This is a genomic window from Streptomyces sp. NPDC097129, from assembly GCF_055668065.1.
Genome location: NZ_JBVOQE010000024.1, coordinates 1 through 24,079 on the forward strand (window position 1 = coordinate 1; position 24,079 = coordinate 24,079).

Annotated in this window: 24 protein-coding genes and 3 pseudogenes; 14 read left to right on the forward strand and 13 right to left on the reverse strand. The window is 72.8% G+C overall.

Annotation, left to right across the window (positions count from 1 at the left end):
• From AC0B9F_RS36735 to AC0B9F_RS36745, 3 genes are all read right to left on the reverse strand, one after another.
• Positions 1-137: DUF2637 domain-containing protein (locus tag AC0B9F_RS36735; RefSeq protein ID WP_472010081.1), on the reverse strand; the 137-nt coding region annotated here is incomplete at its 3' end.
• Between the two features lie 154 nt (positions 138-291).
• Positions 292-1,230 (reverse strand): DUF3558 family protein, encoded by a 939-nt coding sequence (locus AC0B9F_RS36740; RefSeq protein ID WP_472010002.1) that lies wholly within the window; start codon positions 1,228-1,230, stop codon positions 292-294.
• A 118-nt stretch (positions 1,231-1,348) separates the two neighbouring features.
• Positions 1,349-2,215, reverse strand: coding sequence for a DUF3558 domain-containing protein (locus AC0B9F_RS36745; RefSeq protein ID WP_472010003.1), 867 nt, complete (start codon positions 2,213-2,215; stop codon positions 1,349-1,351).
• Between the two features lie 200 nt (positions 2,216-2,415).
• On the opposite strand from AC0B9F_RS36745, the gene AC0B9F_RS36750 reads away from it, so the two are divergent.
• On the forward strand, positions 2,416-3,609 hold the full coding sequence (locus AC0B9F_RS36750; RefSeq protein WP_472010005.1) for an RtcB family protein: 1,194 nt from the start codon (positions 2,416-2,418) through the stop codon (positions 3,607-3,609).
• Here the strand turns inward: AC0B9F_RS36750 and AC0B9F_RS36755 are convergent.
• Both AC0B9F_RS36755 and AC0B9F_RS36760 read right to left on the reverse strand, forming a co-directional pair.
• On the reverse strand, positions 3,599-4,870 hold the full coding sequence (locus tag AC0B9F_RS36755) for a GNAT family N-acetyltransferase (RefSeq protein WP_472010083.1): 1,272 nt from the start codon (positions 4,868-4,870) through the stop codon (positions 3,599-3,601). The genes AC0B9F_RS36750 and AC0B9F_RS36755 overlap by 11 nt on opposite strands.
• Before the next feature lie 456 nt (positions 4,871-5,326).
• A pseudogene (locus tag AC0B9F_RS36760) lies at positions 5,327-5,635 on the reverse strand (recombinase family protein); the annotation flags it as partial.
• A 307-nt stretch (positions 5,636-5,942) separates the two neighbouring features.
• Here AC0B9F_RS36760 and AC0B9F_RS36765 point away from each other — a divergent pair.
• Complete coding sequence (locus AC0B9F_RS36765) at positions 5,943-6,482, forward strand: ArsR/SmtB family transcription factor (RefSeq protein WP_472010007.1); 540 nt, start codon at positions 5,943-5,945, stop codon at positions 6,480-6,482.
• Positions 6,479-7,774 carry an MFS transporter gene (locus AC0B9F_RS36770; protein ID WP_472010009.1) on the forward strand — a complete coding sequence of 432 codons (1,296 nt, stop codon included), beginning with the start codon at positions 6,479-6,481 and terminating at the stop codon, positions 7,772-7,774. The genes AC0B9F_RS36765 and AC0B9F_RS36770 overlap by 4 nt, the downstream gene beginning before the upstream one ends.
• Before the next feature lie 356 nt (positions 7,775-8,130).
• Here AC0B9F_RS36770 and AC0B9F_RS36775 read toward each other — a convergent pair whose 3' ends face one another.
• Together AC0B9F_RS36775 and AC0B9F_RS36780 are read right to left on the reverse strand one after the other, a co-directional pair.
• Positions 8,131-8,907 (reverse strand): SDR family NAD(P)-dependent oxidoreductase, encoded by a 777-nt coding sequence (locus AC0B9F_RS36775; RefSeq protein WP_472010010.1) that lies wholly within the window; start codon positions 8,905-8,907, stop codon positions 8,131-8,133.
• Positions 8,908-8,985: 78 nt separating this feature from the next.
• A complete protein-coding gene (locus tag AC0B9F_RS36780) occupies positions 8,986-9,324 on the reverse strand; it encodes a YnfA family protein (protein ID WP_472010012.1) in 339 nt (112 codons plus the stop codon).
• Positions 9,325-9,810: 486 nt separating this feature from the next.
• Here AC0B9F_RS36780 and AC0B9F_RS36785 point away from each other — a divergent pair, with 486 nt between their 5' ends.
• A complete protein-coding gene (locus tag AC0B9F_RS36785) occupies positions 9,811-10,311 on the forward strand; it encodes a hypothetical protein (protein ID WP_472010014.1) in 501 nt (166 codons plus the stop codon).
• 88 nt (positions 10,312-10,399) lie between these two features.
• The gene (locus tag AC0B9F_RS36790) at positions 10,400-10,873 is read left to right on the forward strand and encodes a MarR family winged helix-turn-helix transcriptional regulator (RefSeq protein WP_472010015.1); all 474 of its coding nucleotides are present in this window, start codon (positions 10,400-10,402) and stop codon (positions 10,871-10,873) included.
• Here AC0B9F_RS36790 and AC0B9F_RS36795 read toward each other — a convergent pair.
• The 3 genes and pseudogenes from AC0B9F_RS36795 to AC0B9F_RS36805 form a co-directional block, all read right to left on the reverse strand.
• A complete protein-coding gene (locus AC0B9F_RS36795) occupies positions 10,870-11,589 on the reverse strand; it encodes a class F sortase (RefSeq protein WP_472010017.1) in 720 nt (239 codons plus the stop codon). The two genes, AC0B9F_RS36790 and AC0B9F_RS36795, sit on opposite strands and share 4 nt — an antisense overlap.
• 101 nt (positions 11,590-11,690) lie before the next feature.
• Positions 11,691-12,737 carry a hypothetical protein gene (locus AC0B9F_RS36800; protein WP_472010019.1) on the reverse strand — a complete coding sequence of 349 codons (1,047 nt, stop codon included), beginning with the start codon at positions 12,735-12,737 and terminating at the stop codon, positions 11,691-11,693.
• Between the two features lie 173 nt (positions 12,738-12,910).
• Positions 12,911-13,097, reverse strand: a pseudogene (locus AC0B9F_RS36805) (hypothetical protein); the annotation flags it as partial.
• 99 nt (positions 13,098-13,196) lie between these two features.
• On the opposite strand from AC0B9F_RS36805, the gene AC0B9F_RS36810 reads away from it, so the two are divergent.
• From AC0B9F_RS36810 to AC0B9F_RS36830, 5 genes are all read left to right on the forward strand, one after another.
• Positions 13,197-14,309: an LLM class flavin-dependent oxidoreductase gene (locus AC0B9F_RS36810; protein ID WP_472010021.1), complete on the forward strand. Its 1,113-nt coding sequence runs from the start codon at positions 13,197-13,199 to the stop codon at positions 14,307-14,309.
• Complete coding sequence (locus AC0B9F_RS36815; RefSeq protein ID WP_472010023.1) at positions 14,306-14,914, forward strand: FMN reductase; 609 nt, start codon at positions 14,306-14,308, stop codon at positions 14,912-14,914. The genes AC0B9F_RS36810 and AC0B9F_RS36815 overlap by 4 nt, the downstream gene beginning before the upstream one ends.
• Before the next feature lie 233 nt (positions 14,915-15,147).
• Complete coding sequence (locus tag AC0B9F_RS36820; protein ID WP_472010025.1) at positions 15,148-15,885, forward strand: response regulator transcription factor; 738 nt, start codon at positions 15,148-15,150, stop codon at positions 15,883-15,885.
• 1 nt (position 15,886) lies between these two features.
• Complete coding sequence (locus AC0B9F_RS36825; RefSeq protein WP_472010027.1) at positions 15,887-17,332, forward strand: sensor histidine kinase; 1,446 nt, start codon at positions 15,887-15,889, stop codon at positions 17,330-17,332.
• 194 nt (positions 17,333-17,526) lie between these two features.
• Positions 17,527-18,267, forward strand: coding sequence for a GNAT family N-acetyltransferase (locus tag AC0B9F_RS36830; protein WP_472010029.1), 741 nt, complete (start codon positions 17,527-17,529; stop codon positions 18,265-18,267).
• A gap of 379 nt (positions 18,268-18,646) precedes the next feature.
• On the opposite strand, the gene AC0B9F_RS36835 is transcribed toward AC0B9F_RS36830, so the two are convergent.
• Positions 18,647-19,267, reverse strand: coding sequence for a CGNR zinc finger domain-containing protein (locus tag AC0B9F_RS36835; protein ID WP_472010031.1), 621 nt, complete (start codon positions 19,265-19,267; stop codon positions 18,647-18,649).
• Between the two features lie 93 nt (positions 19,268-19,360).
• Here AC0B9F_RS36835 and AC0B9F_RS36840 point away from each other — a divergent pair, with 93 nt between their 5' ends.
• The gene (locus tag AC0B9F_RS36840) at positions 19,361-20,137 is read left to right on the forward strand and encodes an MBL fold metallo-hydrolase (RefSeq protein ID WP_472010033.1); all 777 of its coding nucleotides are present in this window, start codon (positions 19,361-19,363) and stop codon (positions 20,135-20,137) included.
• 61 nt (positions 20,138-20,198) lie between these two features.
• Here AC0B9F_RS36840 and AC0B9F_RS36845 read toward each other — a convergent pair.
• Positions 20,199-20,384: pseudogene (locus AC0B9F_RS36845) on the reverse strand (phosphorothioated DNA-binding restriction endonuclease family protein); the annotation flags it as partial.
• A 133-nt stretch (positions 20,385-20,517) separates the two neighbouring features.
• Here AC0B9F_RS36845 and AC0B9F_RS36850 point away from each other — a divergent pair.
• A complete protein-coding gene (locus tag AC0B9F_RS36850) occupies positions 20,518-21,057 on the forward strand; it encodes a flavoprotein (RefSeq protein WP_472010034.1) in 540 nt (179 codons plus the stop codon).
• 13 nt (positions 21,058-21,070) lie between these two features.
• Here AC0B9F_RS36850 and AC0B9F_RS36855 read toward each other — a convergent pair whose 3' ends face one another.
• On the reverse strand, positions 21,071-21,760 hold the full coding sequence (locus AC0B9F_RS36855; RefSeq protein ID WP_472010036.1) for a hypothetical protein: 690 nt from the start codon (positions 21,758-21,760) through the stop codon (positions 21,071-21,073).
• A 295-nt stretch (positions 21,761-22,055) separates the two neighbouring features.
• Here AC0B9F_RS36855 and hemL point away from each other — a divergent pair, with 295 nt between their 5' ends.
• Both hemL and AC0B9F_RS36865 read left to right on the forward strand, forming a co-directional pair.
• A complete protein-coding gene (gene hemL, locus AC0B9F_RS36860; protein ID WP_472010038.1) occupies positions 22,056-23,372 on the forward strand; it encodes a glutamate-1-semialdehyde 2,1-aminomutase in 1,317 nt (438 codons plus the stop codon).
• A 35-nt stretch (positions 23,373-23,407) separates the two neighbouring features.
• Complete coding sequence (locus tag AC0B9F_RS36865; RefSeq protein WP_472010085.1) at positions 23,408-24,055, forward strand: histidine phosphatase family protein; 648 nt, start codon at positions 23,408-23,410, stop codon at positions 24,053-24,055.
• Positions 24,056-24,079: the final 24 nt, after the last annotated feature.

Sequence of the window (24,079 nt, forward strand, 5' to 3'; positions counted from 1 at the left end):
AAGCCCTTCTGGATCGCCAGTTGCCGGACGGCCGCGTAGGAACCGGCGAAACCGATCCCCGCGATGATCAGGGCACCGGACACGACCACACCGATGAGAATGCGGTGCATCCGAGTCAGCTGCGGTGACGCGGCCACTCGTACTCCCCTCCCCTTGCATGCTGTTGCGCGCAACAGGGTGGCACATGTGTACGGCGAACGTGGTGCCGGTATGGCCGGAGCCCGGCCCCGCGGAGGGCCGGCCTCCGGCAAACACGCCCAGACCGGGGCCTGTTGACGCGTTACGGGGGCGTCAGCTCTTCTTCGCCGCCGCGGCGGACGCAGAGGCGGACTTCGACGCGGAGGCCGACGGGGACGCGGACTTCGACGCCGGCTTCGACGCGGACGTCGACGGGGACGCGGGGGCCGTGCCGCCGCCCGTGCCGCCGCCGTCACCGTTCGCGGACGCCACCGACGCCACGGCCTCCTTCGCCGCCTGCTCCGCCGACTTCGTCAGCTCGTCGGCGTCGGGCGCCTTGTCGCCGGCCAGACCGGCACCGTTGTAGTCCAGGGTGACGACGACGTTCTCGACCCGGGTGACGACCGTCTGCTGCTTGAAGTCGCCCTCCTTCTTCTTCAGGTCGTAGCGCACCGCCGTCGCCTCGTCGCCCGTCCCGGCGACCGGCTGCGACGTGGTGTTCTTCGCACCCGCCGTCGACTTCGCCTCCTGCACCTGCTTCACGAAGTACGCGTGGGCCTGCTCGTTGCCGGAGCCGCGCGAGGCATCCGAGTCGAAGCGCAGCAGGCTGACGTTCAGCCAGCGGAACTGCGAGCCCTTCACCCCGTTGTTGTCCAGGCTGTTCCAGGAGCAGCTGGCCCGCGTGGCCAGGTCGCTGGAGCTGCCCTCCTTGCCCTTGGCGCCCTTGGGCACCAGGTCGTCCAGCGTCTTCTTCGTCAGCACCCCGCACGCCTGCGGCAGCTTGGCGTACGCCGCCGCCTGCACGGTCGGCGACGCGCTCGGCGACGACGACGACGAACTGCTCGCGCCGGAGCCGGCCGCCTTCCCCTGGTCACCGGAGCCGGAGCCGGAGCCGGAGTCCGAGGAGGAGCAACCGGCGGCCACCAGCATCACCGGGACGGCGGCCGCGCAGACAAGGAGGCGGTTCAGCCGCGCTGCGCGCTGCGGGCGCTTCGTACGGATCTCACGCTGGTCGTCACGCTGGGCTCGTCGCTGCATGGTTCCTTCACTCATGTGGCTCGTGGTTCCTGCGGTCGGAACGGGTCCGAGGGGCCACGGTACGCGGTGCCGAAGCCACGCGGTCCTGCTTCGTCCGCTCACCGGACGCACGCGCCGGGCAGCGCCGGACGGCTCAGCCGGACAGCGAATCGTCCAGCTGCGCCGCCAGTTTCCGGGCCCTGTCCTGCATTTCCTTGCTGTCCGGAACCACGGTGACGGACGTCGGCTGCTCCTCGTACCGGATGGTCACGATGACGTTCGACGTGCGGAACGCCACAGTCACCGTGCGCTGCTTGGCCGTCGAACCGGGGCCGCCCAGCTGGTCGTCGAGGAACGCCTCGTCGCCGACGTCGTCCAGGGTGCGGGGCTGCAGATCGGTGGTGGAGGAGGGCGACGGCGACGAGGAGGAGGAGCCGGACGCGGACCCGGACGGCACGCCGGACGGCGAAGCGGAGGAGCCGGTGGAGGGCGGGGTGGGCGCTGTCGTGGACGTGGACGGTGTCCCGGACGGGCTCGCCGTGTCGAAGTCCGCGGTGGCCGAGGTGCTCGGCGCGGGCAGGTCGGCCGCCGCCTGAAGGCGCGCGAAGAGCTGCTCGGCCTGGCTGTCGTCGCTGACGGCGCTGTCGTAGGAGACGACCCGTTCGAAGTCCACGGAGAGATGGTCGGTGGCGGTCGCGGACTCCACCTTCCAACGGCAGCCGACCTTGCGGTCGGTGTTGTACGTCAGCGCCGCCTCGCCCTGGTAGGCCTTCAGCTGCTGCTCGGCGTCGGTGATCTGGCGGATGCCGGGCAGCAGCGCGTCCAGGGTGTCGTGGCCGATCACGCCGCACGGCTCGGGCAGCGTGCGGTACTTGCCGGGCTCGGCGACCGCGGTGGCCGTGCCGGGGCCGCCGGGGTTGGAGTTGTCGGTGCGGCCGCCCTCGTCGGAGCCGCTGGTGCAGGCGGCCAGCAGCGCCGCGAGAAGCGCGACGGTGCCGGGTACGTACGCCTTGCGCTGCACGGGTGAGGCTCCTCTCGACGGTGCGGACGGGTGGTGTCCGCGCTGGTTATTCGCTTGCCGCACGGGGGCGCCCCCAGTGCACCATGTGTATCGCACGCACGACCGTGGACGCCGGTCCGTTGTCTCATTCATCGACCTTGGCGCCGGTTTTTGCGATCCAGGTCTTTTGTTCTGTTTTCCGGGGGAATGAGGAAGTCGAGATGTCGTACGTGGAGCTGCCGGGCGCCAAGGTGCCGATCCGCATGTGGACGGATCCGGCGACGGTCGAGGACGTGGCGCTGCAGCAGCTGCGGAACGTGGCGACCCTGCCCTGGATCAAGGGCCTGGCCGTCATGCCCGACGTCCATTACGGCAAGGGCGCGACGGTCGGCTCGGTGATCGCGATGCAGGGCGCGGTGTGCCCGGCGGCGGTCGGGGTCGACATCGGCTGCGGGATGTCGGCGGTGCGCACGTCACTGACGGCGAACGACCTGCCGGGCGACCTGTCACGCCTGCGCTCGAAGATCGAGCAGGCGATCCCGGTGGGGCGGGGGATGCACGACGACCCCGTCGACCCGGGGCGGTTCCACGGGCTGGCAACGGCCGGGTGGGACGACTTCTGGGGGCGGTTCGGGGGCGTCGCGGAAGCGGTCAAGTTCCGCGAGGAGCGGGCGACCAAGCAGATGGGAACGCTCGGGTCCGGCAATCATTTTGTTGAAGTTTGCACGGACACGGCAGGTTCTGTCTGGCTGATGCTGCACTCCGGCTCCCGCAACATCGGCAAGGAACTCGCCGAGCACCACATCGGCGTGGCCCAGAAACTCCCGCACAACCAGGACCTGGTCGACCGCGACCTCGCGGTCTTCGTCGCGGAGACGCCGCAGATGGCGGCGTACCGCAACGATCTTTTCTGGGCGCAGGAGTACGCCAAGTACAACCGCACGATCATGATGGCGCTCCTCAAGGACGTGATCCGCAAGGAGTTCAAGAAGGCGAAGCCGGCCTTCGAGCAGGAGATCTCGTGCCACCACAACTACGTGGCCGAGGAGCGCTATGACGGCATGGACCTGCTCGTGACCCGCAAGGGCGCGATCCGGGCCGGCTCCGGCGACTACGGGATCATCCCCGGCTCCATGGGCACCGGCTCGTACATCGTGAAGGGTCTCGGCAACGACAAGTCCTTCAACTCCGCCTCGCACGGCGCGGGCCGTCGTATGAGCCGCAACGCGGCCAAGCGGCGCTTCACGACCAAGGACCTGGAGGAGCAGACCCAGGGCGTGGAGTGCCGCAAGGACTCCGGCGTCGTCGACGAGATCCCGGGCGCCTACAAGCCGATCGATCAGGTCATCGACCAGCAGCGGGACCTCGTCGAGGTCGTGGCGAAGCTGAAGCAGTTCGTGTGCGTCAAGGGCTGAGCCGCTTCTCCAGCAGTGTCACGGCGTACGGGCTGCCTGCGCCGTCCGTCTTGGCCTGTTGTTCGCCGACGACCCGGTAGCCCGCCGACTCGTAGTAGGCGCGCAGGCGGGGGTTGGTGGAGAGGCAGTCCAGGCGGGCGTGGGGGCGGCCCGCTGCCGTGATGCGGGACTCCGCCTGGGTGAGCATCGCCCGGCCCGCGCCGGGCGGGGTCGTGTGCGGGGTGGTCATCAGGCGGTGGATGTAGCCGGCGTCGGCGGGGCGGGGGCCCCAGGCCGCCTCGTCGGTCCACCACAGTTCCCAGGCGCCGACGAGGGCGTCGCCGGCGTACGCGAGCCAGACCTCGCCCTCGCGCATACGGCGGACGAAGTGCGCCTCGTCCTTCTCGCCGGGCTTCCACTGGTCGATGCCGCGGGCCAGCTGCCACAGGGCCGCGGTGTCGCGCAGGCGGACCAGGAGGGGGGCGTCGGCTTCCGTGGCTTCGCGGTAGGCCAGGGGCGGGTGGGTCGTGGGGCGGGGTTCCAGGAGGGCTTCGCGCAGGTCCGCCGACAGGGCCGCCGCGTCCATGCCGAGGGCCTGGGCGACGTACGCCTCGACGCTGCCGTACCGCTCGTTCAGGGCGGCCAGGAACAGGCGCATGACCGCGGCGGGGGCGCGGCCGAAGCCGGGCCAGGCGGGGGACGCGCCGCCGTTGCGGGCGCGCCAGTCCGCGAGCAGGGCCTCGGAGGCCAGCTCCGTCAGGCTGAAGTCCTCGGCGATCGTCGGCTCGTCGACGCCGAGGAGGGCGAGGACGAGGGCCGCGATCTCGCCGGTGCGGTCCTTGCCGGAGGCGCAGTGGAAGACGACGGGCGTGCCGCGCCGGGCGGATTCCGCGATGGTCTCCAGCGCCTCGCGGATCTCCTTGACGCCGTCCTCCGCCACCTCCATATAGCGTTCGGCCAGATAGGGGCCCGGGTCGATGCCGGGTGTCAACGCGGGCTCGTCGTAGGGGCGGTGCTCGATGCTCAGGTGGTGGTACGTGAGCGAGGCGTGCTCGGGGACGCGGCCGGTGCGCTCGATCTCCCACGGGTGGCGCAGGTCGATGACCGTGCCGACGCCGAGGGACAGGAAGCGGTCCCAGTCCGCCGTGCCCTCGGTGAGCGTGCCGAGGGAGCCGGAGCGGTAGAGACGGCCGGCGCGGACGCGGTGGGCGCCGTCCGCGGTCGGATAGCCGCCCAGGTCACGGAAGTTGCGCAGGGCGTCGAAGGGTATGTGTCTGTCCACCCTTCTATTCAGCCCTACTTGGCGTGCCGGACGGCGTAGATCATGACGAACGCCACGATGTGGATGCCGAAGAGGAAGTACGCCAGGAACGGGTGTGAGTAGTTGAGGCACGGAAAGTGCCGCTGAGATTGCTCTTGGTCTGACCTGCCTACTGTGTGGGGGCTTCGAGCTGGCGGGGCACTGCGCCGGCGCGCAGCTCGCGCAGGTCCGGGATGTGGTTGTAGAGCGTGCCCGGCGAGACGCCGAGCAGCTTGGCGATCGAGGTGATCGAGCGGCCCGGGTCGGGCGGCAGGTCACGGGCGGCCCGGATGATCTCCTCGGTGGCGACGCTGGGACGTCCGCCGACCCGGCCGCGGGCGCGGGCGGCGGCGAGGCCCTCCTTGGTGCGCCGATGACGATGAGTTCGCGAATGAACTCCGCTAGCGCGGCGAAGACGTGGAAGACGAGTCGGCCGCCGGGGGTGGTGGTGTCCAGGTTCTCGCGCAGCGAAGTGAAGCCGATGCCTCGCTCGCGCAGCTCGGCGACCATGTTGATGAGGTCTTGGAGGCTGCGGCCGTAGCGGTCGAGCGAGGGGACGGCAAGTGTGTCGCCCACGTCGAGGAACGCGTGGCACGCCTTCAGCTCGGGACGGAGCGCGTCCTTCCCGGCCTTCTTGTCCGCGAAGATCTTCCGGCACCCGGCGGCAGTGAGCGCGTCGAGCTGCCGCTCCAGTTTCTGTCCGCCGGTCGACACCCGGGCGTACCCGATTTTGATCTCGGTGCGCACGAGCGGTTCGGCGACGAGCGGGTCCGCGTCGTGCGCTGGCTCCTGAGTGGTCGTCGTGGCCCCGGATCATGTCAGAAAACGGCGGTCCGGGGTTCTTGAACATCCGAGGATCTTGAAGGGCTTTTTGAAGGCGCCCGAGGGGGCTGGGCGACTCATTGGGAGCGATCTTCAGAAAACGAAGGTTTTGACAGCTCCCCGGATCGGCAGCTGAGGGCTTTGGTGGAAGATCTCGCGCGCCGGACAGCAGATTCGGGAGTCCGCGCGAAACCCCTTGCGCAATGGTCAATAATCGTTGACCATTGCTCGCATGCCTGCCGATGATCTTCCCGAGACGCTTCACATCGCCACTGACGAACAGCTGCGCGCCGTCTCCAATCGCACGCGTCACCGGATCATGGCCGTGCTCCGCTACGAGCCGGCGACGATTACGCAGATCGCCGAGCGGGTTGGCCTCGCGAAGGGGAGTTCCAGCTATCACGTGCGGCTGCTGGAGCGGGCCGGCCTGGTGAAGGTGGTACGAACGCGGAAGGTCCGGGGAGTCACCGAGCGGTACTACACGATGGCCGCACGGGCGATCGTGCTGCCGGATCCGGGCGACGGAGGGCCTGATGTGCTGATGCGGCACGCGGTGGCGGACCTGGAGGCAGCGCCCGCGGATGGTGAGCGGCACGTGCGGATGGCGCATCTGCGGCTCACCGAGGAGCAGTTCGCACAGCTGGGGGCGCGGCTGCAGGCACTGGCGGACGAGTACCGGGAGCTGTCCGATCCCTCGCTGCCGGACGCGTCACTTGTCTTCGCACTGTTCCACCCGGCACCGCGCGAGCAGGCAGAAGGGGAGGCCAAGTGACCTCAGACGTCCGGAAGTTGCCGACCGGGTTCGGACGGCTGTGGACCGCGCAGACGATCTCCTCGCTCGGTGACGGGGTAACGCATGCCGCGCTGCCGCTGCTGGCGTTGACGTTGACGCGGGATCCGATGGCGCTCGCCGTCGTCACGGCCGCGGGGACGCTGCCGTGGCTGCTCTTCGGGGTGCTCGGCGGTGCGCTGGTGGACCGTTGGGACCGCCGGCGCACGATGTGGGTCGCGGACACAGCACGTGCGTTGCTGCTCGGGATACCCGCGGCAGCGGCCATGCTCGACGTGCTGAGCATTCCGCTGCTCGCGGCCGTTGCTTTCCTGCTCGGCCTCGGCGGACTCTTCTTCGATACGGCCGCCACGGCCTATCTGCCGGATCTGCTCCGCCGCGACCCCGCACTCCTGGAGCGCGCCAACTCCCGCCTGCGCGGAGCCCAGACCGCCATGTCCGGCTTCGCGGGGCCGCCTGCGGGCAGTGCGCTGCTCGCGCTCGGGCGGGCGGTTCCGCTGCTCACCGACGCGGTGTCGTTCATGCTCTCCGCACTGCTCGTACGTACGCTGCCTGCCATGCCCCGACCCGTGCCGGAGGTCCGCGAGTCGCTGCTCCGGCAAGCGCGGGCCGGGGCCTCGTACGTCTTCCGGGACCGGGTGCTGCTCGGCCTCGCGCTCCGCCCAGCGGTCGGGAACGTCGCCTTCCTCGCCGTGGAGACCGTCCTCGCGCTCTTCGCCCACGACCGCCTCAGCATCGACACCTACGGCTTCGGCCTGCTCCTCACGGCGGAGGCCACCGGCGGTCTGCTCGGTGCAGGCATCGCCTCCTACCTTGGCCGACGACTCGGCACCGGCACCGCACTGACCTGCACAGCCGCCGTCGAAGGGCTTGCCATCCTGGGCCTGGCCGCTGCCCCCAACCCGTACGTGGCCGGGCTGGCGCTCGCCGTCTGTGGGGCCGGCATGGGCGCCACGATGGTGCTCGGGCCCTCCCTCCGGCAGGCGATCGTCCCAGCCCACCTCATGGGCCGGGTCGCCTCCACCTCCCGCATGCTGGCCATGTGCGCCGCCCCCATCGGGGCCTTCCTCGGCGGCTGGCTGGCCACTACCTACGACATCCGCTCCCCGCTCTACGCCGCCGCCGTCCTCCTCCTGGCGATGACGGCCGTCACGGCATCCATGACCAGCAACCGCCGGGTCGAAGCGGCACTGCGTGCCGCCGCCCCGGCCGACGGTCCGGATCACCCGGCAGGCAAGGATCCCGTCCAGGAGAGTGCGCCCGACTTGTTGTGACGCCTGCCGCGACGGCGTCACAACAAGTCGGGTGCCAGGCCCCCGCGGGGCGCAACGAGTGGCCGGGCCGGTCGGGTGTGCCGGCCGTCAATCCTCGTCGTCCTCGGCGGCGTCCGGGGCCCGGAAGGGGCGCGGCACGACCGGACCGTAGCCAGCGCCAACAGCCGCCCGGTGATCTTTCCACGAACCCCAGCGGCAGCTGCGTCTTCGTGTGCTAGCCGACCATGATCAATCTCAGTGGCGCTTTCTGTACCGCGACTACTCAAGCCCGAGGAAGATCCACACCTGGCGTTCGTCCTTCGTCTCCTGGGCCAGGCGGCGCTGTTCCGGCGACGGCTCGGCCTCGTCGTCGGCCATCAGCGGTCCCGGTGGACCTTGGTGTTGGACGCCTGGGCGCGCGGGCGGACCACCAGCAGGTCGATGTTGACGTGGCTGGGGCGGGTGACGGTCCAGGTGATGGTCTCGGCGACGTCGTCGGCGGTGAGGGGCTCGGCGACGCCCTCGTAGACCTTCTCCGCCCGCTCCCGGTCGCCGCCGAAGCGGGTGAGGGCGAACTCGTCCGTCTTGACCATGCCGGGGGCGATCTCGATGACGCGGACCGGCTTGCCGACGATCTCCAGGCGCAGCGTCTCGGCGAGGACGTGGGAGCCGTGCTTGGCGGCGACATAGCCGCCGCCGCCCTCGTAGGTGCCGTGGCCGGCGGTGGACGACACGACGACGACCGTGCCGTCGCCGCTCGCCTCCAGCTTGGGCAGCAGGGCCTGGGTGAGATGGAGGGTGCCGATGACGTTCGTCTCGTACATCGTGCGCCAGTCGTCCGGGTCGGCGGTGGCGACCGGGTCGGCGCCGAGGGCGCCACCGGCGTTGTTCACCAGGACCCCGATCGCCGTGAAGGCGGTCGCGAACTCGTCGACGGCGGCGCGGTCGGTGACGTCCAGCGGGTACGCCGTCGCGGAGTGGCCGGCGGCGGTGATCTCCTCGGCGATCTCCTCGATGCGGTCCTTGCGGCGGGCGGTGAGGACGACGCGGTAGCCGGCCGCGGCCAGCCGGCGGGCCGTGGCGGCGCCGATGCCGCTGCTCGCGCCGGTGACGACGGCGATGCGGGAGGCGGCGGACGGTGCGGCGGGGGCCATGGGCTGCTCCTCGTACGTGCGTGCGTGCGCTGGCTCGGCCCAGGATAGGCGGCGGCGCCGACGTGCGGTCGGGGCCGGTCAGATGTCGCCGCGCGGCGCCCACATGATCAACGCCATGCCGGCCAGGCAGACGAGGGCACCGGCCACGTCCCAGCGGTCGGGCCGGTAGCCGTCCGCGACGGCGCCCCACAGCAGGGACCCGGCGACGAAGATCCCGCCGTAGGCGGCGAGGACGCGGCCGAAGTGGGCGTCGGGCTGGAAGGTGGCGACGAACCCGTACGCGCCGAGAGCGAGGACCCCGCCGGCGGCCCACATCCAGCCGCGGTGTTCGCGCACTCCCTGCCAGACCAGCCAGGCGCCCCCGATCTCCAGGACCGCGGCGAGAAGGAACAGGGCGGCGGAGCGGACGATGAGCATGCGGGCAGCTTGGCACAGGGCCGGGGCGGGCGGGGGCGGGCGGCCGGGGGCCGGGTGGGGTGCGTGCCAGGCGGGGTGGGGGCCGGGCGGGGTGGGTGGGGGCGCGGGGTGTGCGGCGGGCGGGTGGGCGGGTGGTGGCTTGCGCAGGGCGCAGGGTGCATGGCACAGGACGCAGGGCACAGGACGCAGGGCACAGGTCGCAGGGTCGGTGGTGGCCGGTGTGTGGTGGGCCGGTTGCGCGTCGGCCCCGGGCTCTGGTGGTCGGGGCGTGCGGTGGTGCCGCCGCACCGGTCGGGGACGGTGGCGTGGGCGGCCCTGCGGCGGTGGGGGCGTGGTACTTCCGGGCGCCGGCGCCGGCGCCGGCAGAGCGGCCGGAGGCCGGGGGCGGTGGTGGGGTGGTGTCACCTGATGGACGGCGCCTGGGGCGGGGCCGGTGGGGGATACATGGCTGCGATGTGCCGGACGGCCGGGTGAGGAGTGGGTGGCGTGCGCGGGCTTGCGATGTGGGGTACGGCGCTGGCGGCGCTGGGCGCGGTCACGGCGGGCGGGCCGGCGGGCGCCGCCGTCGCGGTGGCCGGGACCGGGGCCGGGCAGGTGGTGCGGGAGGCGGACCTCGCGTACCACGGGACGGTGGTGCTCAGCCGGGGTGGTGTGCGGGTCGAGCTGACGCCGCGCAACCACGGGCCGGCGGCGGTACCGGAGGCGGCGGTGCGGCTGCGCTGGTCCGTGCCGCTCGCCGACGCCGGGCAGCGGCTGCCGGGCGGGTGTGTGCGCACCGGCGAGCGGGACGTGGTGTGCCGTACGGGCGCGCTCGGCGCGGGCGAGGTGGGCGAGCGGATCGAGCTCGACCTGCGGCTGCGCGGGCGGCCGGCGGAGGTGCGGCTGGAGATCGGCACGGTGTGGCGCGGCGGCGTCGCGGACCACAACCGGGCGAACGACCGCTACCAGGTGCTGGTGCTGGACACCGGGGACGCGTACCCCTTCTGACCGGCCCGGCCCCGCCCGCGCCGCCGCCCTGCCCTGCCGTCGCTGCGTCGTACGCTTTCTGCATCACGCAAACGAAGGGGTGTGGCGGATGGCGCGGGACGGGCGGGCGCGGCTGCTGGAGGAGCTGTCGGGCGTGTCCCGGCGGTACATGGCGTCGTACGCGTTGTTCAACCAGGCCGTGGCCGACCATCTGCGGCTGCATCCCACGGATGTGCAGTGCCTGAACCTCCTCGCGCTGGAGGAGGGGCCCGTGACCACGGGCCGGATCGCGGAGCTGACGGGGCTGACGACCGGGTCGGCGACACGGCTGGTGGACCGGCTGGAGAAGGCCGGTTATGTGCGCCGGCAGCGGGACGCGGCGGACCGGCGCAAGGTGCTGGTGGTGACCGTGCCGGAGCGCATCGCCGAGTTCGGCCGCATGTGGGACCGGCTCGGCGGCGGCTGGTACGCCCTCTTCGACCACCTGGACGAGTCCCAGCTCGGCGTCATCGTCGACCACATGCGCCGTACGACGCGGTTCGGCGCGGAGCAGGTGGCGCGGTTGCGGGCGGGGGACGTCTAGTTTCCGGCGGCCTGGCTTGCGGAGGTTCGCACCAGGTCGGCGTACAGGATGATGTTGTCGGGGCGGTGGCCTGCGCGCAGGTCGCCGCCGCAGGTGATGACGCGCAGTTCGGGGCGGGTGGTGTCGCCGTACACCCGCTGGGTGGGGAAGTGCTGTTTGTCCACCTGCTGCAGGGTGCGGACGGCGAAGACGGCGGTGGAGCCGTCGGCGCGGTCGACGGTGATGGTGTCGCCGGGACGCACCCGGCCCACGTTCCGCAGGACCGCCGGGCCCTTGACGGTGTCGAAGTGGCCGATCAGGACGGCCGGTCCTCTCTGACCGGGGGTGACGCCCTCCCGGTACCAGCCGATGCGGTCCGCCTGGGCGACGGACGGCACCTGGACGGTTCCGTCGGAGGCCAGGCCGAGTTGGAGGACGGGTGCGGTGTCGACGCCGGCGGCCGGGATGCGGACCCGGACGGGCTCGGCGGCGGGCAGCGGCGCCGGTGGGGGCGGGGACGGGGACGCGGCCGGGGTGGGCGGGGCCGACGGCGGTGGCGTGGAGACGGCGATGTTCGCGGCCGGACCGTGTGCGGCCGGCGCCGGGGTGCCGGCCCGCAGGGCGGTGACCGTCATCCAGCCGCCGACGGCCAGCGCGGCCACGGCCGTGAGCGCGATCCAGCGCAGGCGGCCGCGGGAGGGCGGGGGCGGGGCGTCCTGGGTGGGCGGCGCGTTCATCGGGGTTCCTCGGGTGTCGCTCGGGGTTGCGCTGGGCCGGACGTGAAGCGGGCCGCCGGTGACGACCGGCGGCCCGCCCTGGGTCAGGTGGTGACGGAGGATCAGACGCCCGCGCCGGTACGGCGGCGACGCACCACGTAACCGAGGCCGGCTACACCGGCCGCTGCCACGGCCGCGCCGCCCGCGAGCATCGCGGTGCCGTGCTGACCACCGGTGCCCTCCTCGGCACCCGCGGCCACGCCGCCGGCCGGGACGACCTTGGTCTGGGTGGTGTGCGTGGTCCGGGGGGACTCGGTGCTCTGCGGGGTGCCGGAGCCCGTGTGCTTCGAGGTGCCCGTCGCCGTCCCCGTGCCCGTGCCGGTGTCCGTGTCCGGGCAGTCCTTGGGGAGCTTCGGGAACGGCGTCTCGCGCCACGGGGCCGGGTCGCCCTGGGAGCGGTCGAGGAAGAGCGGGCTGGTGGTGTCCGCGTTCTTGATCTTGAGGCCGTTGGTGAGGTCCTCGGGGTGGGCGCGGTCGATGGTGGCGACCGCCTTGCCCTTGTCGTCCTTGAGTACGGCCTTCGGGCCCGCGGAGAGGCTGTTGGTCAGGTCGACCGTCCAGCCGCCGAACGCGGAGGGGACGGTCTGCATCACGGTGCACTTACCGATGACGGTGACCTTGCCGGTGCCGGTGCCGGTGCCGGTCCCAGTCCCGGTGCCGGTCCCCGTCCCCGAGCCGGTCCCCGTCCCCGAGCCGGTCCCAGTCCCCGTCTGCACGCAGTCCTGCGGCAGGGCCGGGAACGGCGTCTCGCGCCACGGGGCCGGGTCGCCCTGGGAGCGGTCGAGGAAGAGCGGGCTGGTGGTGTCCGCGTTCTTGATCTTGAGGCCGTTGGTGAGGTCCTCGGGGTGGGCGCGGTCGACGGTGGCGACCGCCTTGCCCTTGTCGTCCTTGAGCACGGCCTTCGGGCCGGCCGAGAGGCTGTTGGTCAGGTCGACCGTCCAGCCGCCGAACGCGGAGGGGATGGTCTGCGTCGCGGTGCAGTGCGCGGCGGTGCCGCCCTGACCGTCGGCGGCGAAGGCGACGGCCGGCGTGAGCAGGGCGCCGGCGAGCGCGGCGGTGGCGACGGCGGCGCGGAGTGCGACGCGGTGGCGCGAGAACGCAGCAGACATGGTGATCCCCCCAGGGACGGCAGAAGTGGTGCGTGAAGGCAAGGAGATCGCTCCGCGCGGTTCTCCGTCCGGCCCCCCGGGTTCGGCCCTGCGCTGTGCGATGCCTGAAGTCTGCTGGCCACATGACCTTGATCGGTGCGGGATCCGTCACCGCTGCGTAACAGGGCGACGGCTCACTTCTCCGGCCTGCCGCCGTTCTTCGCGTCGTAGCGCTCGCGGGCCGTGTGGACCTCGTCGAAGTGGGTCTCCGCCCAGTCCTTCACGGCGGTCGGCGGTCAGCAGGGCGGCGAGGCTGCTGCCGAGCGGGGTGAGCGCGGAGTCGACGCGGACCGGGACGGACGGGGTGACGGCCCGCGTGAGGTGGGGCAGGGGCGGTGGCCCGAGGGTGGCGGAATACGCGAGGTGAGGCCGCGGTTTGCGGTATAGTTCAACAATCAACTAACTGGAGGGTGAGCGACCATGCAGTTCGGTATCTTCAGCGTGGGCGACGTCACGCCGGACCCCACCACCGGCCGGACGCCGACCGAACGCGAGCGCATCAAGGCCATGGTCGCGATCGCGCTGAAGGCCGAGGAGGCCGGGCTCGACGTGTTCGCCACCGGGGAGCACCACAACCCGCCGTTCGTGCCCTCGTCCCCGACGACCATGCTCGGTTACATCGCCGCGCAGACCGAGAGGCTGATCCTCTCCACGTCCACCACGCTGATCACCACCAACGACCCGGTGAAGATCGCCGAGGACTTCGCGATGCTCCAGCACCTGGCCGACGGGCGCACGGACCTGATGATGGGCCGCGGCAACACCGGACCGGTCTATCCCTGGTTCGGGCAGGACATCCGGCAGGGCATCAACCTCGCCATCGAGAACTACGCCCTGCTGCACCGCCTGTGGCGCGAGGACGTCGTGAACTGGGAAGGAAAGTTCCGCACCCCGCTGCAGGGCTTCACCTCCACCCCGCGCCCGCTGGACGGCGTACCGCCGTTCGTCTGGCACGGCTCCATCCGCTCCCCGGAGATCGCCGAGCAGGCCGCGTACTACGGCGACGGCTTCTTCCACAACAACATCTTCTGGCCGGCCGACCACACGAAGCGGATGATCGAGCTGTACCGCAACCGGTACGCCCACTACGGCCACGGCACGCCCGAGCAGGCCATCGTCGGCCTCGGCGGGCAGGTGTTCATGGGGAAGAACTCCCAGGACGCGGTGCGCGAGTTCCGCCCGTACTTCGACAACGCCCCCGTCTACGGCCACGGGCCCTCCCTGGAGGACTTCACCCGGGACACCCCGCTGACCGTCGGCTCCCCGCAGCAGGTCATCGACAAGACGCTGTCCTTCCGCGAGTACGCCGGCGACTACCAGCGCCAGCTGTTCCTGATGGACCACGCCGGGCTGCCGCTGAAGACCGTGCTGGAGCAGATCGACCTGCTCGGCGAGGAGGTCGTGCCGGTGCTGCGCAAGGAGTTCGCCGTCGGCCGTCCGGCCGGCGTGCCCGAGGCGCCGACCCACGCCTCGCTGCTCGCCGCCGCCCGCAGGGGAACCACCGAGGCGAACGCCGAGGAGGCCGCCGTATGAAGCTCGTCGTCGTCTCCGCGGGGCTGAGCGTGCCCTCCTCCACCCGGCTGCTCGGCGACCGGCTGGCCGCCGCGGCCGCCGGGAGCACCGGGGCGCAGGTGCGGGTGATCGAGCTGCGCGACCTCGCCGTGGCGATCGCGCACACCTTCACCAGCGGTTTCCCGGGCGCCGAGCTGTCCGCCGCGTTCGACGCGGTGAGCGGGGCGGACGGACTGATCGTCGTCACGCCCGTGTTCTCCGCCTCCTACAGCGGACTGTTCAAGTCCTTCTTCGACGCGCTCGGCGCCCACGACCGGGACGCGCTCGCCGGTAAACCGGTGCTGATCGCGGCGACCGGCGGCACCGCACGGCACTCCCTGGTGCTGGACCACGCCCTGCGGCCGCTGTTCGCCTACCTGCGGGCCGTCGTCGTCCCGACCGGCGTCTACGCCGCCTCCGAGGACTGGGGCGCGGAAGGCCTGCCGGAGCGGATCGAACGGGCGGCGGGCGAGCTGGCCACGCTCATGGGCGGACCGTCCACGGCCCGGCCCCCGGCCCAGCGGGACGACGCCTTCGCCGTCATCCCCTTCGAGGAACAACTGGCCGCGCTGCGTCCCACGGGGTGAGGGAGCGCCGGGGGCTCACCCGCCCCGGGACACCGGTTCCTGGCGGGGAATCGCTGGGGGACCGTCCCCCGTCCAGCCCCGCCCGGCGGCCCCCTCCCACGCCGCACCCGGCCCGCGCCGCAGCCCGTCGAGGCCCCCGGTCAGGGGCCCAGGACGGTGAGATCCGAGTAAGAAGGGTGATCGTCGCACCGCTCGCCCGGCCGCGTCGCCCGTGGCCTTGGCAGACTGGGCGGGTGCCCCAGACAGTGCTCCTCGCCGAAGACGACCGCGCCATCCGCCACGCCCTGGAACGCGCCCTCACCCTGGAGGGCTACCAGGTGACGGCGGTCGCCGACGGCGTGGAGGCGCTCGCGCAGGCCCACACGTCGCCGCCGGACGTGCTCGTCCTGGACGTGATGATGCCCGGCATCGACGGACTGCAGGTCTGCCGCGTGCTGCGCGCCGAGGGCGACCGCACGCCCATCCTCATGCTGACCGCGCTGGTGGAGACCGCCGACCGGATCGCCGGGCTCGACGCCGGCGCCGACGACTACGTCGTCAAACCGTTCGACGTCGAGGAGGTCTTCGCCCGGCTGCGCGCCCTGCTGCGCCGCACCACCCCCGACGCCCCCGCCCCCGCGCCCGCCCCCTCGGCCGGCGCCGCCCGCGAGGAGCAGCCGCAACCGCCGCAGCGGCACATCGAGGCCGCCGGCATCCGCATGGACCCGCAGGCCCGCCGGGCCTGGCGCGGCGGACGCGAGCTGGAACTCACCCGCACCGAGTTCGAACTGCTCGAACTGCTCGTGCGCAACGCGGGCATCGTCCTCGACCACTCCACGATCTACGACCGCATCTGGGGCTACGACTTCGGCCCCGGCTCCAAGAACCTCGCCGTGTACGTCGGCTACCTGCGCCGCAAGCTCGACGAGCCCGGCGCCCCGCAACTGATCCACACGGTGCGCGGCGTGGGTTACGTGCTGCGGGAGGACTGACATGGGGCACGGCCGCCTGCGCCGCCTGGTGTCCGGGCGGCGGCCCGGGCTGGTGTCCCTGCGGACCACGTTCGCCGTGTCGTTCGCGGCCGTCGCCGCCGCAGTCACCATCCTGGTCGGCATCCTGTCGTACAACGCGGCCGCCCGCCTGGTGCGCGTCGACCAGCAGTCGGTGTTCGACGAGGTCGTGCAGGACGTGCGCAGCGAGGTGCGCCAGCACCGGATGTCCCCGGAGGACTTCTCCTCCTCCGCGCCCGGACACGACGTCGTCCGCCCGGCCCGCACCAACGTGCAGGTGCTCGGCGCGGACGGCGCGGTCTCCGACAGCGGCAGCCCCGCGCTGCCGGTCACCGAGGCCGACCGGACCGTCGCGGCCGCCGGCGGCGCCGGGCGGATGGTGCTGCACAAGGACGTCGACGTCGGCAATGACGTGTACCGCGTCGCCACCGTCTCCCTCGGCGGCAGGCGCGGCGCGGTGCAGGTCGCGCAGGAGTTCAGCGACACCGAGGACCTGCTGCGTGCGCTGCAGCAGCGCACGCTGATCCTGATGGCGGCGGTCGTGGTCGCCGCCGGGCTGTTCGGCTGGTGGCTGGCCCGCCGCATCACCCGCCGCCTGATCGTCCTGACCGCCGCCGCCGAGGACGTCGCCCGCACCCGCCGGCTCGGCATCCAGGTGCCCGTCACCGGCTACGACGAGGTCGGCCGCCTCGGCCGTGCCTTCGACCGGATGCTGGGCCGGCTCGCCCAGTCCGAGGAGGACCAGCGGCGCCTGGTCCAGGACGCCGGGCACGAGCTGCGCACCCCGCTGACCTCGCTGCGGACCAACATCTCCCTGCTGAAGCGGATCGACGAACTCCCGCCCGCCTCCCGCGAGGAACTGGTCGCCGACCTCGGCCAGGAGGCCCGCGAGCTGACCGACCTGGTCAACGAGCTGGTCGACCTCGCCGCCGGGCAGTCCGACAGCGAACCGCCGCAGCGCGTGGACCTCGCCGACCTCGCCGAGGACGTCGCGGGCCTCGCCCGCCGCCGCACCGGCCGCGAGATCCTGCTGCGCGCGAGCGGCGACACGACGACGTACGGCCGGCCGGGCATGCTCCAGCGGGCGGTGTCCAACCTGGTGGAGAACGCCACCAAGTTCGACCGCGACGGCACCTCGCCCATCGAGATCAACGTCGCCGGTCCGGCCCGCCCCGGCTCGGTCCGCGTCGAGGTCCTCGACCGCGGGCCGGGCATCACCGACACGGACCTGCTGCGCGTCTTCGACCGCTTCTACCGAGCCGCCGACGCCCGCTCCCTGCCCGGCTCCGGCCTCGGCCTGTCCATCGTGCGGGAGGTGGCCCTGGCCCACGGCGGAGCACCCTTCGCCCAGCACCGCGAGGGCGGCGGCTCGGTGATCGGCTTCACGGTCGCGGGAGCGCAGACACGCCGCGAGGACGAGGGCGGCTGAGGCGGGGGCGGCCGAGGCAACCGCGGAGGCAGCGGGGCTGAGGCGCTTGTTGGAGGCATCGGGGCTGAGGCGACTGTGGAGGCAGCGGTGGCTGAGGCGAGGGTGGAGGCAGCGGGGCTGAGGCGACTGTGGAGGCAGCGGGGCTGAGGCGCTTGTGGAGGCAGCGGTGGCTGAGGCGAGGGTGGAGGACATCGATGGCTGAGGTCCTGGCGGAGGACGAGGCGCACGTCGTATGGGCCGTGCAGGCCCGCGCGGACGGGCGGCCCGGGCCCGGTGTGCGGGTGTACCGGGCCGGCGCGGCGGTCGCCGTGGCGTCTCCGGCCCTGTCGGGGCGGGACCGCGTCGCCGTGGCCGGCCCGGCCGACGACGCGCTGCCCCTCGTACGACAGGCGCTGCGGGAGGCCGGGCCCGCGTACCGGCCGTTCGGGGACGCGACGCTGATCGCGGCGCTGGCCCGAGCGCTCCCGGGGCTGGAGGCCGGGCCGCCGTTTCGCTGGATGGACACCCCGCACGCTCCCGAGCCGCCGGCGACGGCCGTGCGCTGGCTGGACGCCGCCGGTCAGCGGCAGGCGCGTGCGCTCTTCGACCGGTACTTCCCCGGCTCCTACGCCCAGCCAGGCCGCCCCGGCGTACACCGCTGGGCGGGCGTCCACGACGACGCGGGCCGGCTGCCGGCGGTCGCCGCGGACGCCTGGTCGGCGCCCGGGTGCGGCTTCCTCGCCGGCGTCGTCACCGACCCGGCGGCGCGGGGCCGCGGCCTGGCCTCGGCGGTGTCCCGCTTCGTGACGGCGGCACTCGTACGGGAGCGGGGCCGCGCCGCGCTGATGGTGGACGAGGACAACACGGCGGCGATCACGGCGTACGAGCGGGCCGGAATGACGTCACGGCGGTTCGCCGCGGCGACCCTCACGGAACGCCGGGCCCTCGCCGGGTGAACCGCGTCGCGCCCTCCCCGGGCCGGGCGGGGAGGGTTGACCCCGCCCCCGGATCGGGGCGGAGGTCAACCCGGATAGCCCCCCGGCCGAGCACGATGAACCAAGATTCCCCCTGGGCCGGGCAGCGGTGGCCGAGTCGCCCCCGGGCCGGGCGGGATGCATAGGCTCGCCTCCCGGGCCAGGCGGGCGGACCGGGTCGCCCCCGGGGCCGGGACGGTGTGCGAAGGGGCGCCGTCCGGGCCGGGCCGGGCGGGGTGGACCGAGTCGCCCCCGGACAGGGGTGGGGTCAACCCCGGGTAGCCCCCCGGGCCGAACCCGGTGAATCAAGTCGCCCCCGGGCCGAGCCAGTTGAACCGGTCCTCCCGCCCGCGCCGGGCCGTCAGTGCTGAGGGTCCCGGCCCGTGCGGCGGGCGTACGCGCGGGCTGCTCGGGCGCGATCGCCGCAGCGGGTGGAGCACCACTGGCGGCGGCCGTGCCGCAGCAGGTAGCGGGTGCACGGGGGTGAGCCGCAGGCGGTGAGGCGGTCGGCGTCGGGGCCGGTGAGCAGGTCGGCGGCGTCGGCGGCGAGGGCCGCGAGGGCGTGTTCGAGGATCTGGGTGGTGGGATGGGCGGCGGCCCGGTGCAGTCCGCGCGTGGCGTCCCAGCGCAGCAGCGCGGTGGCCGGGGCCTTCGTCATCGCCTCGTTGACCGCGGCCAGGGCGCCGGCCGGCGCGGGCTGCCCGTCGACGCGCGAGGCGATCAGCGCGCGGATCTGCTCCCGCAGCGAGCGCAGTTGCGCCGCGCACATCTCCCGCAGACCGGCGTCGGCCGGGGCGAGGCCGCGTTCGGCCAGCCAGCGGGTGGCGTCCGCCGGGCTCGACAGCAGATCGAGGGTGTGACCGCCGGGCAGGGCCATGGCGCTGTTGGCGAGGTCGAGCGCCTGGTACTGCTCGGCGCCCGGCGCGGGCGGGGCGGCCGGCTCCAGGGGCTCGGCGGGCGCGGTCTCCATCATGCATCTCATGGTACGGCTTGCGCACATCCGTGAGACACCGCTACCGTCTCTCACGGATAGCCAATCGGCCATCCGTGAGACTCACCTGTGAGGTGCTGCTTCATGTCCGCTTCCGTCTCCTCGCCCGACCTCCCCGTCCACCTCTACGGCGGCCCCACCGCCCTCTTCGAGTACGGCGGCCTGCGCTTCCTCACCGACCCCACCTTCGACGAGCCCGGCGTCTACCCGATCGGCGGCGGCCGCTCCCTGACCAAGACCGCCCCGTCCCGCACCACCCCGGCCGCCCTCGGCCGCGTCGACGTCGTCCTGCTCTCCCACGACGAGCACCCCGACAACCTCGACCACTCCGGCCGCGCCCTGCTCGCCGGCGTACCGCTCACGCTCACCACGACCGGCGGCGCGACCCGGCTCGGCGCCGGCGCCAAGGGCCTCACGGCGTGGGAGGCGGTCGAGCTGGAGCGGCCCGGCGGCGGCACGGTGACGGTCACCGGCGTCCCCGCCGTGCACGGCCCCGGCACCAAGGAGCAGGTCGAGCCCGTCAGCGGCCAGGTCACCGGGTTCGTACTGACCGGCGAGGGGCTGCCCACGGTCTACGTCAGCGGCGACAACGCCTCACTGGACGCGGTCCGGGAGATCGCCGACCGGTTCGCTCCCGTCGACACCGCGGTGCTCTTCGCCGGGGCGCCCCGCACGGGCATCTTCGACGACGCGCTGCTCGTCCTGGACGGCGCCGGCGCCGCCGAGGCCGCCCGGCTGCTCGGCGCCCGCCGGGTGGTCCCCGTGCACTGCGACAGCTGGGCCCACTTCACGGAGGGCCGCGAGGACGTGGTCAAGGCGTTCGCCGAGGCCGGCCTCGGCGACCGGCTCACCGTGGACTGACGCCGCACGGGGCGGCCCGGCCCCGCACCGGCCCGCCCCGCCCCGTCACAGTTCCGCCCGGGTGGGGCGGCCCGTACTCGGTCAGCAGCCGCTGCAGGTCCTGCTCCACGGCGGTGTACGGCAGTTCGCCACCCGCATCCTCCTGGTGCCGGCCGAGGGCGTACAGCAGCAGCAACGGCTTGTGCGGGGCCCGGGTGCCGTTCCTGCTCCACTGCCTCGACGTCGCGATGCGCCCCGGCCAGTCCATGGCGGCCGATCGTAGACGCGGCCCAACGCGCCGCGTCGGCCGGGACGTTCGCGCCCCCCGCCCCACCCGGTCAGGGCCGGTCCCCGTACGCTGCCGAAGCCGCACCACGACAGCCGACCCCGGGAGTGCCCGCGTGACCACCCCTGAGAAAAAGCCGTTCCTGTACGTCGTCGTCTGCGCGGCCGGGATCGCCGGTGACGTCGGCGAACTGATCACGGCGGCGCAGGGGCGGGGCCGGGACGTCGGCGTCGTCGCCACCCCGCAGGGCCTCGGCTTCCTCGACGCCGGCGCGGTCGAGGCGCAGACCGGCTACCCGATCCGCTCCGCGTGGCGCCGCCCGGGGGACCCCCGCCCGCTGCCTCCGGCGGACGCGATCGCCGTCGCCCCGGCGACCTTCAACACGATCAACAAATGGGCCGCAGGCATCTCCGACACCCTCGCCCTGGGCATCCTGTGCGAGGCGTACGGCATGGGCATACCCATCGCCGCCCTGCCCTGTCTGAACACGGCCCAGGCCGCCCACCCCGCCTACCGGCAGAGCCTGGAGCGCCTGCGCGCCATGGGCGTACGCATCGGCGGCCGCGAGCCGCAACCGGGGACCGAGGCCGGGGGAGGCGTGTTCTCCTTCCGCTGGGAGGAGGCACTGGAACTGCTGGAGCCGGGGCGGGAGTGAGTCCGAGGCCGGCTCAGGGCCACACCAGGCAGTACGGCTGATGCCCCGCCTCATGCAGCCGGTGGCTGAAGTCCTGCCACTCGTGCAGCAGCTGGTACACGTTGAACGCGTCGCGGGGGCCGCCGCGGTCCGGGACCGTGGACCAGATGAAGGCCGCCGCGCCGACCGCTTCCTCGCCGATGTCGCGCAGGGGGTCGACGACCGTCATGGGGAGTTTGACGACCGCGTAGTCGGGGTGCAGGACGACCAGTTCCAGCGGCGGCACCTTGTGCAGGGGGACGCCTTCGATGCCCGTCAGGACCATCGCGGCCATCGTCTCCGGCTTGATCTTGGTGAACATGCCGTTCATGCCGAGCTCGTCGCCGCCGAGTTCCTCGGGGCGCATCGAGATCGGGACGCGGGCCGCCGTCGCACCGTCCGGCGCGCCGAAGTACTTGTACGTCACCCCCACCCGACCACCATTCCTGCTCCCCGCCTCAAGGCGGTCCACCCGGCTCAGCCGGTCGGGCCGGCCGCTGCGGTCCACCCGGTCCACCCGGTCCACCCGGTCCGGCCCGGCCGGCCGGTCGGGCTCGTTCGGTGCACCCTGTGCCTGCTGACGTGCGTCGTTCGCTGCCTCCGCGTCGCGCCGGTGCCTTCCCCGCCGGGCACGTCGAGGACCCAGGTCGTCGGTCCCCTCGCCCAGTCCGCCACCGCGATGCATATCTCCACCCGACTGCTTTTCTAGGCTGCGTGCCCGGGGCCGCGCAACCCGATCATCGTGACAGTGACCTCCCCCACGGTCACACGCCGAAACGTGCGCTGGAACAGCTGTCCGCAGGTTCTGTCGAACAAGCCCCCGACACGACCTTTCGTCATGTCCATACGTATGCGAGGACCAGTTTCTCAGATGGGCGGGGTGCGGATCTCTCGTATCGGCGCGGTCGGCCTACCCTGAGGAGGTCACCCGGCAGCACAGCCGGAGCTGGTCCCGGAAGAGGTCGGAGAAGCCGCACGTCATGAGCGAACTGCCCTATCCCTACGAAGCGCCTGCCTCCCAGGCACTGTTCGACCGTGCGGCGGTCGTCACGCCGGGTGGCGTGAACTCGCCGGTGCGGGCCTTCCGCGCCGTCGGCGGCACGCCCCGGTTCATGGTGTCGGGGAAGGGGGCCTACCTCACTGACGCCGACGGGCGCGAGTACGTCGACCTCGTCTGCTCCTGGGGGCCCATGATCCTCGGGCACGCGCACCCCGAGGTGATCGCCGCGGTGCAGGAGGCCGTCGCCCGCGGTACGTCCTTCGGCACGCCCGGTGAGGGCGAGGTCGCGCTCGCCGAGGAGATCGTCGCCCGGGTGGCGCCCGTCGAGCAGGTGCGGCTGGTCAGCAGTGGTACGGAAGCGACCATGTCGGCCATCCGGCTCGCCCGCGGGTTCACCCAGCGCTCCAAGGTGATCAAGTTCGCCGGCTGCTACCACGGGCACGTCGACTCGCTGCTCGCCTCCGCCGGGTCCGGCCTGGCGACCTTCGCGCTGCCGGACACCCCGGGTGTCACGGGTGCGCAGGCCGCCGACACGATCGTGCTGCCGTACAACGACCTGGAGGCCGTGCAGGAGGCCTTCCACCGGCACCCCGGCGAGATCGCCTGTGTGATCACCGAGGCGTCGCCCGGCAACATGGGCGTCGTGCCGCCGCAGCCCGGGTTCAACCAGGGGCTGAAGGACGCCTGCCAGAAGAACGGCGCCCTGTACATCTCCGACGAGGTCATGACCGGCTTCCGCACCAGCCGGGCCGGCTGGTACGGCGTCGACGGGGTCAGGCCCGACCTCATGACGTTCGGCAAGGTCATGGGCGGCGGCTTCCCGGCCGCCGCGTTCGGCGGGCGCGCCGACGTCATGGCGCACCTCGCTCCGGCCGGGCCCGTCTACCAGGCCGGCACCCTCTCCGGGAACCCCGTCGCCACCGCCGCCGGCCTCGCCCAGCTGCGCCTCCTCGACGACGCCGCCTACGACCGGGTGAACGCCGTGTCGGAGCAGATCCGCTCCCTCGTCACCGAGGCGCTGGCCAAGGAGGGTGTCGCGCACCGGCTGCAGACCGCCTCCAACATGTTCTCCGTGTTCTTCACGGACCGGGAGGTCCGCGACTACGAGGACGCCAAGAAGCAGGAGTCGTTCCGCTTCACCGCGTTCTTCCACTCCCTGCTGGAGAACGGCGTGTATCTGCCGCCGTCGTCCTTCGAGTCGTGGTTCGTGTCCACCGCGCACGACGAGCGGGCCGTCCAGAAGATCGCCGACGCCCTCCCGGCGGCGGCCCGAGCCGCGGCGGAGGCCACCGCGTGAGCGACAGCAGCAAGGACATCACCGTCGTCCACCTGATGCGGCACGGCGAGGTCGCCAACCCGGACGGCATCCTCTACGGCCGCCTGCCCGGGTACCACCTGTCCGAGCTGGGCCGCAAGATGGCCGAGCGGGTCGCCGACCACCTCTCCTCCCGGGACGTCACGTATGTGTGCGCGTCCCCGCTGGAGCGGGCGCAGGAGACGGCGACGCCGATCGCCGAGGCGCATGGCCTGGACCTCGCCTCCGACGAGCGGCTCATCGAGGCCGAGAACGTCTTCCAGGGCAAGACCTTCGGTGTCGGCGACGGCGCGCTGCGCAAGCCGGGCAACTGGAAGCACCTCGTCAACCCGCTCAAGCCGTCCTGGGGCGAGCCGTACGTCGACCAGGTCGTGCGGATGATGGGCGCGCTGAACGCCGCGAAGGACGCCGCGCGCGGGCACGAGGCGGTGCTCGTCAGCCATCAGCTGCCGATCTGGATCGTGCGCAGTTACGTCGAGCGGCGCCGGCTGTGGCACGACCCGCGCAAGCGGCAGTGCACGCTCGCCTCGCTGACGACGTTCACGTACCAGGGCGACCGGATCGTCTCCGTCGGCTACACCGAGCCGGCCCGCGACCTGGTCCCGGCCCATCTGCTGGCCGGCGCCAAGCCGGTGAAGGGCCAGGGCAAGGCCTTCGGCGCGTGACACTGCCGTGAGCTGACGGCGTGT

Excerpts from the sequence above, each read along its gene's own strand:
- AC0B9F_RS36740 (WP_472010002.1), bottom strand. The coding sequence starts at position 1,230 with ATGAGTGAAGGAACCATGCAGCGACGAGCCCAGCGTGACGACCAGCGT.
- AC0B9F_RS36750 (WP_472010005.1), top strand. The coding sequence starts at position 2,416 with ATGTCGTACGTGGAGCTGCCGGGCGCCAAGGTGCCGATCCGCATGTGG.
- AC0B9F_RS36765 (WP_472010007.1), top strand. The coding sequence starts at position 5,943 with ATGCCTGCCGATGATCTTCCCGAGACGCTTCACATCGCCACTGACGAA.
- AC0B9F_RS36775 (WP_472010010.1), bottom strand. The coding sequence starts at position 8,907 with ATGGCCCCCGCCGCACCGTCCGCCGCCTCCCGCATCGCCGTCGTCACC.
- AC0B9F_RS36780 (WP_472010012.1), bottom strand. The coding sequence starts at position 9,324 with ATGCTCATCGTCCGCTCCGCCGCCCTGTTCCTTCTCGCCGCGGTCCTG.
- AC0B9F_RS36790 (WP_472010015.1), top strand. The coding sequence starts at position 10,400 with ATGGCGCGGGACGGGCGGGCGCGGCTGCTGGAGGAGCTGTCGGGCGTG.
- AC0B9F_RS36795 (WP_472010017.1), bottom strand. The coding sequence starts at position 11,589 with ATGAACGCGCCGCCCACCCAGGACGCCCCGCCCCCGCCCTCCCGCGGC.
- AC0B9F_RS36800 (WP_472010019.1), bottom strand. The coding sequence starts at position 12,737 with ATGTCTGCTGCGTTCTCGCGCCACCGCGTCGCACTCCGCGCCGCCGTC.
- AC0B9F_RS36810 (WP_472010021.1), top strand. The coding sequence starts at position 13,197 with ATGCAGTTCGGTATCTTCAGCGTGGGCGACGTCACGCCGGACCCCACC.
- AC0B9F_RS36815 (WP_472010023.1), top strand. The coding sequence starts at position 14,306 with ATGAAGCTCGTCGTCGTCTCCGCGGGGCTGAGCGTGCCCTCCTCCACC.
- AC0B9F_RS36825 (WP_472010027.1), top strand. The coding sequence starts at position 15,887 with ATGGGGCACGGCCGCCTGCGCCGCCTGGTGTCCGGGCGGCGGCCCGGG.
- AC0B9F_RS36830 (WP_472010029.1), top strand. The coding sequence starts at position 17,527 with ATGGCTGAGGTCCTGGCGGAGGACGAGGCGCACGTCGTATGGGCCGTG.
- AC0B9F_RS36835 (WP_472010031.1), bottom strand. The coding sequence starts at position 19,267 with ATGAGATGCATGATGGAGACCGCGCCCGCCGAGCCCCTGGAGCCGGCC.
- AC0B9F_RS36840 (WP_472010033.1), top strand. The coding sequence starts at position 19,361 with ATGTCCGCTTCCGTCTCCTCGCCCGACCTCCCCGTCCACCTCTACGGC.
- AC0B9F_RS36855 (WP_472010036.1), bottom strand. The coding sequence starts at position 21,760 with ATGCATCGCGGTGGCGGACTGGGCGAGGGGACCGACGACCTGGGTCCT.
- hemL (WP_472010038.1), top strand. The coding sequence starts at position 22,056 with ATGAGCGAACTGCCCTATCCCTACGAAGCGCCTGCCTCCCAGGCACTG.
- AC0B9F_RS36865 (WP_472010085.1), top strand. The coding sequence starts at position 23,408 with ATGCGGCACGGCGAGGTCGCCAACCCGGACGGCATCCTCTACGGCCGC.